Here is a 16034-nt window from a genome sequence, read left to right on the forward strand (position 1 = left end):
GAACGGGTGTTTGATCGTGCAAACCCGTGGGTGTCGCGTAAAAAAAGGCGCGATGTTGCCAGCTTTGGCGGGGTGTTGGAAGCGCTATCCGGCCGAACGTTCCGGATTCGCCCTTTTATTGTGCATCCCACACTTTTTCAGTGTGTTTCTGGTGCGTTGTTTCGTTTGAAAAGTGAGTCGCAGGGTAACGCTCTGGCGGATTGCCATTAAATCCAAGGACTTGCGATGACTGTCCGGTCGCGCGCAAAGCCGCGGCACAGAAGAGTTTGAAACATTTTGGCGCAAAACTTGCGTGCAGAATAAGGAACGCCCCGTTGGTTTCTTTTTACGAGAAAGAAAATGCCAGACGGGCCGGACGCAATCGCTTTCCTCGCAAAGGTAGTTTCGATGAGCAGTACCCCAAGCTCCAATGGCCTCGAACAGGGGCTCAAACCGCGTCATGTGACCATGTTGTCGATCGCCGGTGTCATCGGCGCCGGTCTGTTCGTTGGCTCCGGCCACGCCATCGCTGCCGCCGGCCCTGCCGTGCTGCTGGCCTACGCCGCCGCCGGTACCCTGGTGGTTTTAGTGATGCGCATGCTCGGCGAAATGGCCGTTGCCTCGCCGGATACCGGTTCGTTCTCGACTTACGCCGACCGTGCCATCGGGCACTGGGCCGGTTTCACCATCGGCTGGCTGTACTGGTGGTTCTGGGTCTTGGTGATTCCGCTGGAAGCCAACGCCGCTGCAACCATCCTGCACGCTTGGTTCCCTGATGTCGGCATCTGGGCGTTTGCGCTGGTCATCACCTTGCTACTAACCGTGACCAACCTGTTCAGCGTGAAGAATTACGGCGAGTTCGAATTCTGGTTCGCGCTGATCAAAGTGCTGGCGATCATCGGCTTCATCATCCTCGGTCTGGCGGCAATCTTCGGCTTCCTGCCGAACAGCCAAGTCAGCGGTGTTTCGCACTTGTTCGACAGCGGCGGCTTCCTGCCAAACGGCATGGGCGCGGTGCTGGGTGCAATTCTGACCACCATGTTCTCCTTCATGGGTACCGAGATCGTGACCATTGCGGCCGCAGAATCGAAGAACCCGGGCAAGCAGATCTCCAAGGCCACCAACTCGGTGATCTGGCGGATCGGCTTGTTCTACCTCGTGTCGATCTTCATCGTTGTGGCGCTGGTGCCATGGAACGATCCTACGCTGGCCAACCTCGGTTCCTACCAGACCGTGCTTGAGCGCATGGGCATCCCGAACGCCAAGATGATCGTCGACATCGTGGTGCTGGTCGCCGTGACCAGCTGCCTGAACTCGGCGCTGTACACCTCTTCGCGCATGCTCTTCTCCCTCGGCAAGCGTGGCGATGCACCGGCCATGGCGACGCGGGTGAACAAAAGCGGTACGCCTTACTGGGCGGTGATGCTGTCCACCGGCGCGGCATTCCTGTGCACCTTCGCCAACTACGTGGCCCCGGCCGCAGTGTTCGAATTCCTGCTGGCCAGCTCCGGCGCGATCGCACTGTTGGTGTACCTGGTAATCGCCTTCTCGCAACTGCGCATGCGTAAACAACGCATGGCCCGTGGCGAGAAAATCGTCTTCAGCATGTGGCTGTTCCCGGGCCTGACCTATGCGGTGATCATCTTCATCGTTGCGGCCCTGACCATCATGCTGTTCCAGGAAGCGCATCGCGTGGAGATCCTCGCGACTGGTTTGCTGAGTTTGATGGTGGTGGCTGCCGGTCTGTTGGTGGCACGCCGTCGCAAGCTGGAAAAACGTGGCGCGGTGGTGTTGAACTGATCCGTAACGCGTAATGCAAAACGGCCGCTGTCAGTAATGACTAGCGGCCGTTTTTGTTTACGAGCGTTGTTTATTCGCTCTTGCCTTCCTGTGCTTCCACCGACTTGCCATAAGCATCCAGCGCAACCCCGAAATCGGTGATGAACTGTGGCTCGCTCAGCCAGGCCTGGGCGGCTTCGATGTCCATGCCGTCGGCCCACATGCGGTAGTCGATCAGCATGTCGGCGGCCAGGTGAGTGGCGGCCATGCCTTCGTTGTCGGCGTTTTCCATGTCCAGCAGCTCTGGATGGTCAACGATGACGAACGCCAGTTCGCGCAGCAGGGTCAGCAGCATCTCGTTGCGGCTGATGGCTTCGGCGTCGCGCATTTTGCTGAACATCGCCAGGACGTATTCCGGCACCGGCTCGGCGAGGTGGTCGAGGTCTTCGTCCTGCTCCAGCGGCTTGCGGCCGACCATACGGATTTGCTTGGCTTTGGCCTTGGCGCGCTTGGCGCGTTTCTGTTGCTTGTTCAGGGATGCCATGGGAGCTCAGTTCTTCTGTTGGGTTTGCGCGGCGATCGCGTCGGACGCCGCCACATAGTCGGCCTGGAAGGCCGGGGATTCGATCCACGCCAGCGCGCCGGCCTCGTCGGTTTCCTGCGACCACTGGCGATACTCGATCAGCGCGGCAAGGATGAAATCCATCGCGCCTTCTTCGCCTTCCTGCTCATAGACCAGCTCCAGCAGCGGGTCTTCGAGGAACGCGGTGCACAGCGCTTGCTGGCTGATCTTCTCGGCGTCGATCATTTTCTTGAACAGCTCGGTCAGGTCCACCGACTCGAAATCAATGCGGTCATCGTTCGGGTCCAGCTCGACCGGCGCTTCGGCGCGTTTGGTGCGGTTCTGTTTGGCCTTGGCTTTGGCCCGGGTGGCGCGTTTTTGCTGCTTGTTGGCGGAGGCCATGATGTGTTCCGTCGTGCGTTGAGAGGGGCTCAGCTGCGCGGGACTTGCCGCCCGGGGGTGTCGGGGGCCAGTGTGCCGGTTTGCAGCCAAGTCAGAGCGATGGGCCATAGTGTGGCTTGGTATGCGCTGCGAAAAAAGGCGAAATGTCCGACTTGTTGTTCGTTGATGTCCTGCGGTTCGATGCGCAAGTGGGTTTTTGTAGCGTTGCTGAGGTAGTCGAGCAGGCGTTCGATGGCGGGAATGGTGCCGTAGGGATCGTCGCTGATGCTGATCGCCAGTGTCTGCGCGCGGACATTGGCGAAGGGCAGGGCGCCGGTCTTTTTCATCAGCGCGCGACCACTTGGGCGCTGTTCGTAACGCGCGGCAGGCGTGCTCCAGTCGCGTACAACGCCGGTCGGCGAATCTTCCAGCCAGCCAAGACGTTTGCCCGGGAAGTAACCGCAGATCAGCGTCAGCAACGGCATCACCACATGCCATTTGCCGAACATGCGCCAGCGATGTTCGGGCGCGTAATCGCGCCAGTAGGCGAACTGCGCACCGACGGTGACCAGCCGTCGGATAACTCGCCCGGATTCGCCCAGACCTGCCGCGCAACCGCCGAAGCTGTGGCCGACCACATCGATCGGCTGACCGGGAAACTCTCGTTGCGCGCGTTTGAGCATCGCTTCGAAATCCAGTGCGCCCCAATCTGTCCACGAGGCGTTCAAGCCTTTGATCGACGCGGATCGTGATTCGCCGATGCCGCGGTAGTCGTAGGTCATCACGTCGAAGCCGTTTGCGAACAGATAAGCCGCGAAACGCGAGTAGTGGCGGCAACGTACTGACGTGGCGGCGTTGATGATCACTACCGGGCGTTGGCTATCAGGCAAGAACTGACGCCAGGTGAAACCACCAAGTGCAAAACCGTCGGCGGCAGCTTCTTTGAAAGGCTCACCTTGCTCAGCAGTCAAGGTTGGCGACCCTGACCGCATGTCTTGCCTTGCGGGCGTGTCCTGACAGCTCATGACGCTCGACCTTGAAGAGTAAGCTGACAACGATAGTCTCAGCGCCGCCCGGCAACAATCCGCAAGTTTTACTCGGTGGATTGAGTGAGCCTGCGCTCTTCGATCAACGCCTGCTCGCGATTGAGTTCTGCGCGTAACTCGTCTTCACTCGGCAGGATCGTCTTGTAACTGCTGGCAAACAGTTGCTCATTGCCCTTGAGCATTGAGTAACGCGCCACCGAGTCGTTGCTCTCGGCAGACAGAATAATCCCGACTGTCGGCTTGTCGCCCTCGCTGCGCATGAGTTCGTCGTACATGCGCACATACATGTCCATCTGCCCGACATCGCGGGCGCTGAGCTTGCCGCGTTTGAGATCAATGATCACAAAGCATTTGAGCAGGTAGTTGTAGAACACCAGATCGATATACAGATCGACGCCGTCGGTACTGATGCGTTGTTGGCGGGCGACAAAGGAAAAGCCTTTGCCCAGCTCTAGCAGAAAGCCCTGCAGATGGTCGATCAGAGCTTGTTCGAGACCGCTTTCCCTGACCTTGCCTGCCGAGGGCAGACCGAGAAATTCGAGCATGACGGGATCACGAATGAATTCACGCGGGTTGCATTTCAGCGCTTCGATATTGGTGGTGGCTTCTTCGATCACATCGGCTTTGTCCCGACTCATGAGAAGCCGCTCGTAGTAGAGCGTGAGGATCTGGCGGTCGAGGGCGCGGCTTGACCAGTTCAGATTGGCGCATTCGTCCATGTACCAGTGCCGTGCCTTTTCGTTGTTCACTCCCAGAAGCCGACGATAGTGGGTCCAGCTCAATTCGGAACGCACTGCGTTCCAAATTGGAAACATCTGATAAAAGCTGCGCATGTATCGCAGATTACGATCATCAAACCCTTTACCAAACTGCGCCGTCAGATCCTTCGCCAGCAAGGCAAGCAACTGCTTTCCATAGCCCGCACGCTGGGCACCTTGCTGTTCAAACTCGACGATATGCCGGCCGATCTGCCAGCAGGTCTGCACTTGAATCGTGTCCACCGCACGCAGTACTTTTTGCCGCGCCTGGCGAATCAATTCGCCCAGTTCCCCCAGCAACGAATCGATTTTCGGGTCTTGCGTGTCAGCAGGTTTTAGCGGGCTCATCGGCTCTTCCACATCGTTGGATACAGGCGTCAAAGCATGCCAAGAGTCGCCGCGTGGGTATGTCGGGCGAGCCGGTTAAATGGGACGGAAGAAGGGATTGATGTTGCAGGACGTTGCCGCTGAAAGATGCGCCAGAGAGTCATGGTCTGTAGTCCATTTCATACACGCGCCAAGTTCCAAACAATCTAAAACCCGCCCCGATACGCAAAATCTAAAAGGAGTAACGGTTGGGTTCTGCAAGAACCCGGGAGTCGTGATCATGAAACGCGTTCTTTCATTCATGCTGCCCATCGCCGCAGTTGCTGCATTGCTGTTTCCGGTGATGTTGCAGGCAGCCAGTCTTGAGCCCATCGACAGTGCCGGGGTGCAAGTTCAGCAGCAACAACAGAACGGCGTCAGCTATTTGGCCGGAGGGGTCGGTGAGGATGAGGCGAAGGCCATTCAACAAAGCAGCGGTTACAGCCTGCACATGACATTCGCCGTGGGCGCGCAAGATGAGTACACCGCTGATGTCGATGTAAGAATTGAAAAGTCTTCAGGGCAAACCGTACTTACGCTTAGCCAGACGGGCCCGCTGGTGTATGTGCAATTGCTGCCCGGCAAGTACACGGTGGTGGCCACGCGTAAAGGCGAAACGCGGCACGACGTGACCGACGTTGGCAGCGGCACCCCGCGCAATCTGGTGTTCCACTGGAATGATGTTGGATAGCGATGGGTGTGATGGCAGAGTTGAGGCGCGGGTACAATCCCGCGCCTCATCTTTGTGACGTAAGGAAACGCTGGTTTGAAAGGGATTTTGCGTACGGTTGGTGTCATCGGCCTGGTATTGCAGTTGGCCGGCTGCGGAACGTTTATCGGGCGTTTGAATGACGGTTTGTCCGATGCTCAGTATTACCGAGGCGTTGATGGCAACCTTCATCTACTGGGTGTGCGTGGCGGCGGCAGCGATGGCATGCCGGCGGCGATCGTCTGTTACATGATGATTGTCTGCCCGCTCATCACCGTCGTATCCCTGCCAGTGGATGCCGCGCTGGATACGGTTCTGCTGCCTGTCGATTACATCAATACGCTTTAGGTTTTCTTTGCGCGGCGTTTGCGATTCGCTGGCTTCGACGGCTTCGACGGCTTCGACGGCTTCGACGGCTTCTGCACTTTGCGGTAGATCCACACGCCGAACATCGCAATTGCCAGCAGCAACATCATGACGACGCCTTGCCGCACAAATTCAAACCAGAACCGCCGGGGTTGCTCGGCCAAGGTGTAGGTGCTGCGCGGGCCACGGTTGGTGGTGGTGATGGAGCCGCTGATCCAGCTGTCGATCAGCATCCAGATTGATGCGCCAATGGCGAAGGCAATCAGCACAACAAAGAGCACGGTCAGCCAGTAACTCGTGCTGCTAGGACGATAGGGCGGCGGATGAGGCAGGGGGACGCGGGTTCGTTTCTGGTTCATCGCGGGGATGACCCTCTTCCGTAAGGGGTCGCCAAAATAGCGCGTATTCAGCTGACTGAAACAGTACTCACCCAATCGCAGGCATAAAAAAACCCTGAATCTTGCGATTCAGGGTTTTCGGTATTTGGTGCCCAGAGACGGAATCGAACCGCCGACACGGGGATTTTCAATCCCCTGCTCTACCGACTGAGCTATCTGGGCAACGGGGCGCATTAAAAGGGTTTTTCGGATTTACGTCAACGACTTTTTTAAAATTTCTTAAATTAATTCCGTCGCTTACGATCCCACCCCCGATTTTGCAGGGTTTACTCAGCAGGCGGAACGTAGCCTTCGGCCTTGGCGTATTCCTCGCCGGAGAAGTACTTGTCCATTTCGCCCTGAAGATATTTGCGGTCTTCGGCGTTCATCATGTTCAGACGCTTTTCGTTGATCAGCAGGGTTTGGTGTTTCTGCCAGTCAGCCCAGGCCTTGGCCGAGACGTGGTCAAAAATATCCTGACCTTTGGCGCCCGGGAAAGGAGCGCGGTCCAGCGCGGGCAGTTCTTCTTTGTACTTGCGGCACATTACGGTGCGGGTCATGGCGACTCTCCTGCATTCAAGACGGCGGCCGCGCGTTCGAGCAAGGTTTTGACCGGGGCGGCGAGGCCCAGGCGCGGCGGGGTGGCGAGGTTATACCAGAGCCAGTCGGCCTCGGCCACGTGATGGGCGGCCTCCTGCACCTGAACCAGCCAGGGTTCGATGGACAGCTGGAAATGGCTGAACGTGTGGACGAGGCTCGGCAGCGCCTGCTGCTCGCCCATGGTCAGCGAGTGCTGAGCGGCGAGATGTTGCAGGTCATCGAGGTCGTCGAGTTCCGGCAGGCTCCACAAACCGCCCCACAAACCGCTCGAGGGGCGGCGGTAAAGCAGAATCGCGCCGTCGCCGTTGGCGAGCATTGGCATCAGCGTGCGCTTCTGCGGGATGGCTTTGCGCGGCTTGGGGATCGGGTAGCGGGTTTCGAGACCGAGCATGTGCGCCTCGCAGCCACGTTCCAGTGGACACAGCAGGCAACTCGGCTTGCTGCGCGTACACAGTGTGGCGCCGAGATCCATCATTGCCTGGGTGTAAGCGTTGACCCGATCGTGCGGCGTAAAGCGCTCAGCGTTGGCCCAGAGTTGTTTGGCGACCTTCGGCTCGCCGGGGTAGCCCTCTTGCGCAGTAAAGCGCGCCAGCACGCGTTTGACGTTGCCGTCGAGGATCGGCGCACGCAGGCCCATGCTGATGCTCGCGATGGCGCCAGCGGTGGACAGGCCAATGCCCGGCAGATCGGTGAGCTTTTCAACGTCACGCGGAAACTCGCCGCCGTACTGGCTGACGACGATCTTCGCGGTCTTCTGCAAGTTGCGCGCACGGGTGTAGTAACCGAGCCCGGTCCACAGGTGCAGCACCTCGTCTTCGGGGGCTTCGGCCAGCGCTTCGACCGTCGGCAGCGCGGCCATGAAACGGTCAAAATAATTGAGCACGGTGCTGACTTGGGTCTGCTGCAACATGATCTCCGACACCCACACCCGATACGGGTTGATGTCCTGCTGCCAAGGCAGATCGTGGCGCCCGTGGCGGTCGAACCAATCCAGCACCGCCGTGGAAAATTGCTCCGCTCTCATCGCTTGAACAGCCCCTTCAATGCGTTTTTCAATTCCGGGCTGACCTTGTCACCGAGTTTCTCGTCGATCTTCTCACTGAGCTTGTCGCCGGCCAGTTTGGTCGCGACCTGACCGAGGCGATCGTTGTCGACGCGGCAGGCCTTGGCGCCCAGTTCCAGAGGGCCACGGCAGCGCAGCGGCCATTCGACACCGACGAATTTTTCGCCGACCTGACACGCCGGATCCGGCATGGCGCTGGTGTCGCCCTCGACGATGATGCCGACGCGGTAGTCCATGCCGAGCACGCGCAAATCGATGTCGCCGTCACCGTTGACGGTCATGCCGGGGATGCGCACTTTCAGGTCCGGATTGCTGGCGACGCCGTTGCGGAAGGTCAGGTTGCCCTTGAGTTCCTGGAACGGCGTGTCGTTGCCGCGTGGCTCGCCGCTGAGGGTTTTGCGATTAAGCGTGGCGATGCCTTTGCACAGTTGCTGCTCAAGGTTGGCGTTGAGCAGCACGCCGTTGTTGATCACGAAACTGGCGTTACCGTTAAGCGTATCGATCAGTGCCTGCTGGCTGTTGCCGCTGCCGGTCACGTTGCTGGTGAGGGTCACCAGACCTTTGACCGGCGGGTTCTTGCCTTGGCTTTCGAGGATTTTTTCTACAGGCACGCGATTGAGCCTGGTCTGCAGGTTCAGCACAGGCGCGCTCGGGCGTACATCGAGAGTCCCGTTGGCGGCGAAACCGCCGTTGTACAACTCACCGCTCAGGTTGGTCAGGGTCAGCAGGCCGCCCTGGCCGGTGGCTTTCAGTGCGGCGTTCTGGATCGGCAGTTTATCGAGGGTCAGTTGGCCGAAGGTCAGATCGGCATCGACGTCGAGTTTGGCCAGGCGTTCAACCGGCAGCAGGCGCTCGGTGCTCCAGGCGGTTTTGCTGGGTTTGTCCGGCAGAGGCGTTGAGCCGGCACCGGCCATCGCATCGGCTTCGGTGCTGGCGACTTCGGCCTGACGCACTTGCGTGGCGCTGTTGGCTTGCGCCGATTTTGGCGGCAGGTAGCGGTCGACGTTGAACGTGTCAGCCTTGAGGATTGCCCGCAGTGACTGTTTGGCGAAATCCTCGACGGCGATGCGGCCGCTGAAGCTGCTGTCGTCGAGTTTCAGGTTGATGTTGTCGAAAGCGATGCTGGTTGGCGTGGCGGCAACGCGGCTGACCAGTTCGACCTTGCTCAGGCTGCCTTCGGTCATGGCCGGCAGTTTCTGGCCGATGCTGTCGACGAATTTCGCCAGATCGAACTGGGCGATGGAGAGGCCGCCAGTGATTTGTGGGGTCTTGTCGAGGTCGTTGGCTTTCAGCTCGCCCAAGGCGCGCAATTGGTTGGCGGAGATCTTGATGCCGGTCCATTCGGCGACGTTCGCGGCTTTGTCCAGCGATAACTGGCCTTGAGCTGCGAAGGTCATGGTCTTGCCTTGCAACGGATCGCCGGCCAGCTCGCCGGACAGCTTCATGTCTTCGAACCTGTAGCGTTGCAGCGCGCGCTCGATGCGCAGCTCGCCGGTGAGCTCGGTACGCACGCGCAGGACGGGCTGGTTGGTGCCGAGGAATGCCGTGGCTTTCACCGGAATATTCGTCGAATCGTGTACCGGGCCGGTGCTCAACTGAATGCTTTCGGCGCTGAACTGCTTGCCCGTCAGTTCATCGTTGTATTCAACACGGGCGTTGTTGACGGTCAAGCTGTCGATATCCAGGCGGATCGGCTGTGGCGGTTTTTCGGGTTGGGCAGGGGCCTCTGCAGTGGCTGTGCTGGCCGGCGCCGGAGTGCCGGCAGGTGCGGCGGCTGTCGGCACTTTGCCGATGTCTTCCCAGTTACCGTGGCCGTTCTTGTCGCGTTTCAGGCGCAGATTCAGGCCTTCAACGCGCACATCGCTCATTTGCACTTCGCGGCGCAACAGCGGTAGCACGCGCACGGACAGGCCGAGCATCTGCAGATCGGCATACGGTTCGGTCGGATTGATCAGGGTGGCGACGCTGGCTTCGTGCAGTTCCAGGCCGAGCCACGGAAACAGGCTCCAGCCGATGTCGCCATTGAGCGTCAGCTCGATGTGGGCCTTGTCGCGGGCTATCTGGCGGATCTCGTCTTTGTAATCGTTGGGATCGAAGAGGTGGGTCAGGGCAAAACCTGCCGCCACGATGATCAGCAACAGCCCGAGAAGTACCAGACCCAGGATTTTGCCGAACGCTTTCATGGGCGAGTCCTTGTAGTTAGTCGAATTCGTAATTTAGCCGGGGAGTATAGCGCTGCAACTGCCCGGTTCGCTGTGACGTCATGTTGCCGGGACTTCCAGCGGAACACACAATTTGGCGGCGAGTGCCTGAGCCTCCAGATGCCCGGCAGGCGCCAGCAGACGCAACTCAGCCCCCGCTTGCGACGCCATTTTCTGTGCTTGGTTCACCAGCCGTTCGGCAACTCCACGGCGGCGGGTAACTTTTCGTACGCATAAATGGGACAAGTACCAGACGTCGCGGTGCCTTTGCAGAATGCCGGCACTGAGCAGGCGATCGTTGAAGCGGCCGGCAATAAGAGCCCCGTCCGCGAGTGCGCTTTCGATCAGCTCTGCCTCCCCGGAAAACGGAGCGAACAGCCATTCAGGGGCGTCGCGATAGATCTTCTGCAGATCCTGTTGATCCTGATAACTGGCGTCTTTCAAGGCTTGGACAATGACTGGCATACGTTCCCCCGCAGGAATGCTTCTGTAGGAGCTGCCGAAGGCTGCGATCTTTTGATTTTGTTCCCGCAAAAAAGATCAAAAGATCGCAGCCTTCGGCAGCTCCTACACGTTTGGAGATCAGATGACAGAAAAAAGGTGATATCAGTTTGGTTTTTCTGTCACGTGCAAATGGTAACCTTCGCCCGTTCGTCCGTCCTTCTGCGACTTAACGTCGCGCCTTCAAGGAGCTTCACCCAAAAAAACGGTCATGCCTGCGTGCATAAAGGCCGGGGGTGAACAGTGGCTGGCGAACCATACTAATAATTGGGGGATACACAATGAGCACGAGCATCACGGCGGACGGCCTTCGCGCCGACCAGCCTGCGTTCCTGTCCAAGGAACGCATCATCGCCAAGCCCGGTTTCAACCGCTGGCTAGTTCCACCGGCCGCTCTGGCCATCCACCTGTGCATCGGCATGGCCTACGGTTTCTCGGTGTTCTGGTTGCCGCTGTCCAAGGCTCTGGGCGTTACTGCTCCAGTGGCTTGCGCGCCGGACATGAGCTTCATCGCACAGGTATTTTCGTCGAACTGCGACTGGCCGATCTCCATGCTCGGCTGGATCTACACGCTGTTCTTCATCTTCCTCGGCTGCTCGGCAGCGATCTGGGGTGGCTGGCTGGAACACGCCGGGCCACGCAAGGCCGGCGTTGTATCGGCCTTGTGCTGGTGCGGCGGTCTGCTGATCTCGGCGCTGGGTATTTATACCCACCAGATCTGGCTGATGTGGATCGGCTCCGGCGTGATCGGCGGTATCGGTCTCGGTCTGGGCTATATCTCGCCGGTGTCGACCCTGATCAAGTGGTTCCCGGACAAGCGCGGCATGGCCACCGGCATGGCAATCATGGGTTTCGGTGGTGGCGCGATGGTCGGTGCGCCATTGGCGACGGCGCTGATGAGCCACTTCGGTTCGGCTGAAGGTGTCGGCGTCTGGCAGAGCTTCGTGGCCATGGCTGCGATCTACTTTGTGTTCATGATCGGTGGCGCTCTGGCTTACCGCGTGCCGCCAACCGGCTGGAAACCGGAAGGCTGGACCGCTCCGGCGAAGAAAGCGGCGAACGCAATGATCACCAACCGTCACGTGCACGTGAATGTGGCGTGGAAAACCCCGCAATTCCGTCTGGTCTGGCTGGTGCTCTGCCTGAACGTGTCCGCCGGCATCGGCATCCTCGGCATGGCTTCGCCGCTGCTGCAGGAAGTGTTCGGCGGCAAATTGCTGGGGGTTGATGTGCCTTTTGGTCAGCTCGATGCTGGGCAACTGGCTTCGATCGCGGCGATTGCTGCCGGTTTCACCGGTCTGCTGAGCCTGTTTAACATTGGTGGCCGCTTCTTCTGGGCTTCGTTCTCGGACTATCTGGGCCGCAAAAACACCTACTTCGTGTTCTTCGCCCTGGGTTTTGCTCTGTACGCGCTGATTCCGAACATGGGCCATCTGGGCAACGTTGCACTGTTCGTGGCGGCGTTCTGCATCATTCTGTCGATGTACGGCGGCGGTTTTGCGACGGTGCCGGCGTATCTGGCCGACCTGTTCGGTACGCAGATGGTTGGTGCGATCCATGGTCGTCTGCTGACGGCTTGGGCTGCGGCTGGCGTGCTGGGTCCGGTATTGGTGAACTACCTGCGTGAGTATCAGCTGAGCATCGGCGTTGAGCGCGCTGCCGCTTACGACATCACCTTGTACATCCTCGCCGGTCTGCTGGTGCTGGGCTTCCTGTGCAACCTGATGGTGCGTCCGGTGGCTGACAAGTACTTCATGACCGACGCTGAGCTGGCTGCCGAACAGGCGCTGGGCCACGACAAGGGTGCTGACGCCAGCACGGTTCTGGAGTGGAAAGCCGCACCGGGCAGCAAGCCGCTGGCAATCGCTGCCTGGCTGGTTGTAGGTATTCCGTTGGCGTGGGGTGTGTGGGTAACCCTGCAGAAGACGGCGGTACTGTTTCACTAAGTAATTGGTAAAACGCAGTACCCCTGTGGGAGCGAGCCTGCTCGCGATGACGGAGTGTCAGTCGACATAAATGTTGGCTGACCCACCGCATTCGCGAGCAGGCTCGCTCCCACATTTGTTTTTGCGCTGCCTGTAATGGCTTGTATGGACATGTCTACCCGCGACAGCCGGGCGTTCTATCCGTCTGCCATCTCACCTCTCGTGTTTCTGTTTGCGCCCCGCGTGCCTATAATGGCTGCCTTTTTCGCCCAATGATTTTGCGGAGCTGGTGATGGCCGAACGTAAGGCGTCTGTCGAGCGCGACACTCTGGAAACCCAGATCAAAGCCTCGATCAACCTTGATGGCACCGGAAAGGCCCGATTTGATATCGGTGTTCCTTTTCTTGAGCACATGCTGGATCAGATCGCCCGTCACGGGTTGATCGACCTGGATATTGAATGCAAGGGCGATCTGCATATCGACGACCACCATACGGTGGAAGACGTCGGTATCACCCTCGGCCAGGCGTTTGCCAAAGCCATCGGCGATAAAAAAGGCATCCGTCGCTACGGTCATGCCTACGTGCCGCTCGATGAAGCGCTGTCGCGCGTCGTCATCGATTTCTCCGGTCGTCCAGGCCTGCAGATGCACGTGCCGTACACCCGCGCCACCGTCGGCGGCTTCGACGTTGACCTGTTCCAGGAATTCTTCCAGGGCTTCGTCAACCACGCGCTGGTCAGCCTGCACATCGACAACCTGCGCGGCACCAATACCCACCACCAGATCGAAACCGTGTTCAAGGCTTTCGGCCGCGCGCTGCGCATGGCCGTCGAGCTGGATGAGCGCATGGCCGGGCAAATGCCATCGACCAAAGGCGTTCTGTAATGCAGACGGTTGCAGTTATCGATTACGGCATGGGTAACCTGCATTCGGTGGCCAAGGCCCTCGAGCACGTCGGTGCCGGCAAGGTGCTGATCACCAGCGATGCGGCGGTGATTCGTGAAGCTGACCGTGTGGTGTTCCCCGGTGTTGGCGCGATTCGCGACTGCATGGCGGAGATCCGTCGCCTCGGTTTCGATTCGCTGGTGCGCGAAGTGAGTCAGGATCGTCCGTTCCTCGGCATCTGTGTCGGCATGCAAGCCTTGCTCGACACCAGCGAAGAGAACGACGGCGTCGACTGCATCGGCCTGTTCCCGGGCGCGGTGAAGTTCTTCGGCAAAGACCTGCATGAAGACGGCGAGCACCTGAAAGTCCCGCACATGGGCTGGAACGAAGTGCAGCAGAAAGTCAGCCACCCGCTGTGGCATGACATTCCGGACATGGCGCGTTTTTACTTTGTGCACAGCTACTACATTGCCGCCGCCAACGCGCGGCAGGTGGTCGGTGGCGGTCATTACGGCGTCGATTTCGCCGCGGCGCTGGCCGATGGCTCGCGTTTCGCCGTGCAGTTCCACCCGGAGAAAAGCCATACCCATGGCCTGCAATTGCTGCAGAACTTCGCCGCGTGGGACGGTCGCTGGTAAATGGCTGCCAAGAAGTCCAAACCGCCGATTCTGACCCTCACTCCCGAACAGGAGAACGAGGCCAATCGCAAGATTCAGCGGTTCATGGAAGACCGTTTCGAACTCGACCTGGGTTCGTTCGAAGCGGCGGAAATTCTTGAGCTGTTTACCCGCGAAATTGCTCCGCACTATTACAACAGGGCGATTTTCGATGTGCAGACCCACCTCAAAGAGCGGTTTGAAAGCATCGAAAGCGACCTGTGGGCGCTCGAAAAAAATTAGGAGCAGCTGCAAGCCGCAAGCTTCAAGCTGCAAGAACTGGTACACCGCATGCTCGCAGCTAGTCGCTTGCAGCTTGCCGCTCTTTTGACGAAGGAAAAAGCATGCTGATTATTCCCGCTATCGATCTTAAAGACGGTGCCTGCGTACGTCTGCGCCAGGGCCGCATGGAAGATTCCACAGTGTTCTCCGATGACCCGGTGAGCATGGCTGCCAAGTGGGTGGAGGGCGGTTGCCGCCGTCTGCATCTGGTCGATCTGAACGGCGCTTTCGAAGGCCAGCCAGTCAATGGCGAAGTCGTCACCGCAATCGCCAAGCGCTACCCGACCCTGCCGATCCAGATCGGTGGCGGTATCCGTTCGCTGGAAACCATCGAACACTACGTCAAGGCTGGCGTCAGCTACGTGATCATCGGCACCAAAGCGGTTAAAGATCCTGCATTCGTCGCTGAAGCGTGCCGTGCGTTCCCGGGCAAGATCATCGTCGGTCTGGATGCCAAAGACGGTTTCGTCGCCACCGATGGCTGGGCTGAAATCAGCACCGTGCAGGTCATCGATCTGGCCAAGCAGTTTGAAGCCGACGGCGTGTCCTCGATCGTTTATACCGACATCGCCAAAGACGGCATGATGCAGGGCTGCAACGTGCCGTTCACCGCTGCGCTGGCCGCTGCCACCAAGATCCCGGTGATCGCTTCCGGCGGTATCCACAATCTGGGTGACATCAAGTCGCTGCTCGACGCCAAGGCGCCGGGCATCATCGGCGCCATCACGGGCCGGGCGATCTACGAAGGCACCCTCGACGTCGCCGAAGCGCAAGCTTTCTGCGATTCGTACCAAGGCTGAGGACTGACCATGGCTCTGGCCAAACGCATCATCCCTTGCCTGGACGTGGACAACGGCCGGGTCGTCAAAGGTGTGAAGTTCGAAAACATCCGCGACGCCGGTGACCCGGTGGAAATCGCCCGTCGTTACGACGAGCAGGGTGCCGACGAGATTACTTTTCTCGATATCACCGCCAGCGTCGATGGCCGCGACACCACGTTGCATACCGTCGAGCGCATGGCCAGCCAGGTGTTCATCCCGCTGACCGTCGGCGGTGGCGTGCGTACCGTGCAGGACATTCGCAATCTGCTCAATGCCGGTGCAGACAAGGTGTCGATCAACACCGCGGCCGTGTTCAACCCGGAATTCGTCGGCGAAGCGGCGCAGCATTTCGGCTCGCAGTGCATCGTCGTCGCCATCGACGCCAAGAAGGTTTCCGGCCCGGGCGAAACCCCGCGTTGGGAAATCTTCACCCACGGCGGGCGCAAGCCAACCGGCCTCGACGCGGTCGAGTGGGCGAAGAAAATGGAAGGCCTAGGTGCCGGCGAGATCCTGCTGACCAGCATGGATCAGGACGGCATGAAAAACGGTTTTGATCTCGGCGTGACCCGCGCGATCAGCGATGCGCTGGGCATTCCGGTAATTGCTTCCGGTGGCGTCGGCAACTTGCAGCACCTGGCTGACGGCATTCTCGAAGGTCACGCCAGTGCAGTATTGGCGGCGAGTATTTTCCACTTCGGCGAATACACTGTGCAGGAAGCCAAGGCCTACATGGCCAAACGCGGCATCGTGATGCGTTAAGCGTCAAATTCCATACA

At 59.2% G+C, this 16034-nt stretch carries 18 protein-coding genes and 1 tRNA gene; 9 read left to right on the forward strand and 10 right to left on the reverse strand.

Features of this window, described 5'->3' with window-relative positions:
* Positions 1-387 precede the first annotated feature (387 nt).
* Positions 388-1779 carry a GABA permease gene (gene gabP / locus HU718_RS02585; protein ID WP_007909168.1) on the forward strand — a complete coding sequence of 464 codons (1392 nt, stop codon included), beginning with the start codon at positions 388-390 and terminating at the stop codon, positions 1777-1779.
* A 70-nt stretch (positions 1780-1849) separates the two neighbouring features.
* Here gabP and HU718_RS02590 read toward each other — a convergent pair whose 3' ends face one another.
* The 4 genes from HU718_RS02590 to HU718_RS02605 all read right to left on the reverse strand — a co-directional run bounded on the left by HU718_RS02590 (position 1850) and on the right by HU718_RS02605 (position 4853).
* Positions 1850-2302 carry a hypothetical protein gene (locus tag HU718_RS02590; protein WP_016986325.1) on the reverse strand — a complete coding sequence of 151 codons (453 nt, stop codon included), beginning with the start codon at positions 2300-2302 and terminating at the stop codon, positions 1850-1852.
* A 6-nt stretch (positions 2303-2308) separates the two neighbouring features.
* Complete coding sequence (locus tag HU718_RS02595) at positions 2309-2722, reverse strand: hypothetical protein (RefSeq protein ID WP_008080543.1); 414 nt, start codon at positions 2720-2722, stop codon at positions 2309-2311.
* A 29-nt stretch (positions 2723-2751) separates the two neighbouring features.
* The gene (locus tag HU718_RS02600) at positions 2752-3726 is read right to left on the reverse strand and encodes an alpha/beta hydrolase family protein (protein WP_186613055.1); all 975 of its coding nucleotides are present in this window, start codon (positions 3724-3726) and stop codon (positions 2752-2754) included.
* Between the two features lie 68 nt (positions 3727-3794).
* Positions 3795-4853, reverse strand: a complete 1059-nt coding sequence (locus tag HU718_RS02605) for a PDDEXK nuclease domain-containing protein (protein WP_186613052.1) — start codon at positions 4851-4853, stop codon at positions 3795-3797.
* A 259-nt stretch (positions 4854-5112) separates the two neighbouring features.
* Here HU718_RS02605 and HU718_RS02610 point away from each other — a divergent pair, with 259 nt between their 5' ends.
* Both HU718_RS02610 and HU718_RS02615 read left to right on the forward strand, forming a co-directional pair.
* Positions 5113-5562 (forward strand): carboxypeptidase regulatory-like domain-containing protein, encoded by a 450-nt coding sequence (locus tag HU718_RS02610; RefSeq protein ID WP_186613050.1) that lies wholly within the window; start codon positions 5113-5115, stop codon positions 5560-5562.
* 75 nt (positions 5563-5637) lie between these two features.
* Entirely contained in the window at positions 5638-5928 is a 291-nt protein-coding gene (locus tag HU718_RS02615) for a YceK/YidQ family lipoprotein (RefSeq protein WP_095120774.1), read from the forward strand.
* On the opposite strand, the gene HU718_RS02620 is transcribed toward HU718_RS02615, so the two are convergent.
* The 6 genes from HU718_RS02620 to HU718_RS02645 all read right to left on the reverse strand — a co-directional run bounded on the left by HU718_RS02620 (position 5925) and on the right by HU718_RS02645 (position 10652).
* A complete protein-coding gene (locus HU718_RS02620; protein ID WP_225936837.1) occupies positions 5925-6305 on the reverse strand; it encodes a hypothetical protein in 381 nt (126 codons plus the stop codon). The genes HU718_RS02615 and HU718_RS02620 overlap by 4 nt on opposite strands.
* 125 nt (positions 6306-6430) lie before the next feature.
* Positions 6431-6506, reverse strand: a tRNA-Phe gene (locus HU718_RS02625).
* A gap of 104 nt (positions 6507-6610) precedes the next feature.
* Positions 6611-6883, reverse strand: a complete 273-nt coding sequence (locus tag HU718_RS02630; protein ID WP_016986336.1) for an oxidative damage protection protein — start codon at positions 6881-6883, stop codon at positions 6611-6613.
* Positions 6880-7947, reverse strand: coding sequence for an A/G-specific adenine glycosylase (mutY, locus tag HU718_RS02635; protein WP_102899561.1), 1068 nt, complete (start codon positions 7945-7947; stop codon positions 6880-6882). Before mutY ends, HU718_RS02630 begins: the two co-directional genes overlap by 4 nt.
* Complete coding sequence (locus tag HU718_RS02640) at positions 7944-10169, reverse strand: AsmA family protein (protein ID WP_186613048.1); 2226 nt, start codon at positions 10167-10169, stop codon at positions 7944-7946. The genes mutY and HU718_RS02640 overlap by 4 nt, the downstream gene beginning before the upstream one ends.
* A gap of 78 nt (positions 10170-10247) precedes the next feature.
* The gene (locus HU718_RS02645; RefSeq protein WP_186613046.1) at positions 10248-10652 is read right to left on the reverse strand and encodes an acetyl-CoA sensor PanZ family protein; all 405 of its coding nucleotides are present in this window, start codon (positions 10650-10652) and stop codon (positions 10248-10250) included.
* Positions 10653-10969: 317 nt separating this feature from the next.
* On the opposite strand from HU718_RS02645, the gene HU718_RS02650 reads away from it, so the two are divergent.
* The 6 genes from HU718_RS02650 (at position 10970) to hisF (ending at position 16017) form a co-directional block, all read left to right on the forward strand.
* Positions 10970-12634, forward strand: coding sequence for an OFA family MFS transporter (locus HU718_RS02650; RefSeq protein WP_150707987.1), 1665 nt, complete (start codon positions 10970-10972; stop codon positions 12632-12634).
* 271 nt (positions 12635-12905) lie between these two features.
* Positions 12906-13499, forward strand: coding sequence for an imidazoleglycerol-phosphate dehydratase HisB (gene hisB, locus HU718_RS02655; RefSeq protein ID WP_007909204.1), 594 nt, complete (start codon positions 12906-12908; stop codon positions 13497-13499).
* The gene (gene hisH / locus HU718_RS02660; protein ID WP_102899557.1) at positions 13499-14137 is read left to right on the forward strand and encodes an imidazole glycerol phosphate synthase subunit HisH; all 639 of its coding nucleotides are present in this window, start codon (positions 13499-13501) and stop codon (positions 14135-14137) included. The genes hisB and hisH overlap by 1 nt, the downstream gene beginning before the upstream one ends.
* Complete coding sequence (locus HU718_RS02665) at positions 14138-14398, forward strand: DUF2164 domain-containing protein (protein ID WP_003220751.1); 261 nt, start codon at positions 14138-14140, stop codon at positions 14396-14398.
* A gap of 101 nt (positions 14399-14499) precedes the next feature.
* Positions 14500-15237, forward strand: a complete 738-nt coding sequence (gene hisA, locus HU718_RS02670) for a 1-(5-phosphoribosyl)-5-[(5-phosphoribosylamino)methylideneamino]imidazole-4-carboxamide isomerase (protein ID WP_003220753.1) — start codon at positions 14500-14502, stop codon at positions 15235-15237.
* Between the two features lie 9 nt (positions 15238-15246).
* Positions 15247-16017: an imidazole glycerol phosphate synthase subunit HisF gene (gene hisF / locus HU718_RS02675; RefSeq protein WP_007909211.1), complete on the forward strand. Its 771-nt coding sequence runs from the start codon at positions 15247-15249 to the stop codon at positions 16015-16017.
* Positions 16018-16034: the final 17 nt, after the last annotated feature.

Source organism: Pseudomonas tensinigenes (assembly GCF_014268445.2).
GTDB classification, from domain to species: Bacteria; Pseudomonadota; Gammaproteobacteria; order Pseudomonadales; family Pseudomonadaceae; genus Aquipseudomonas; species Aquipseudomonas tensinigenes.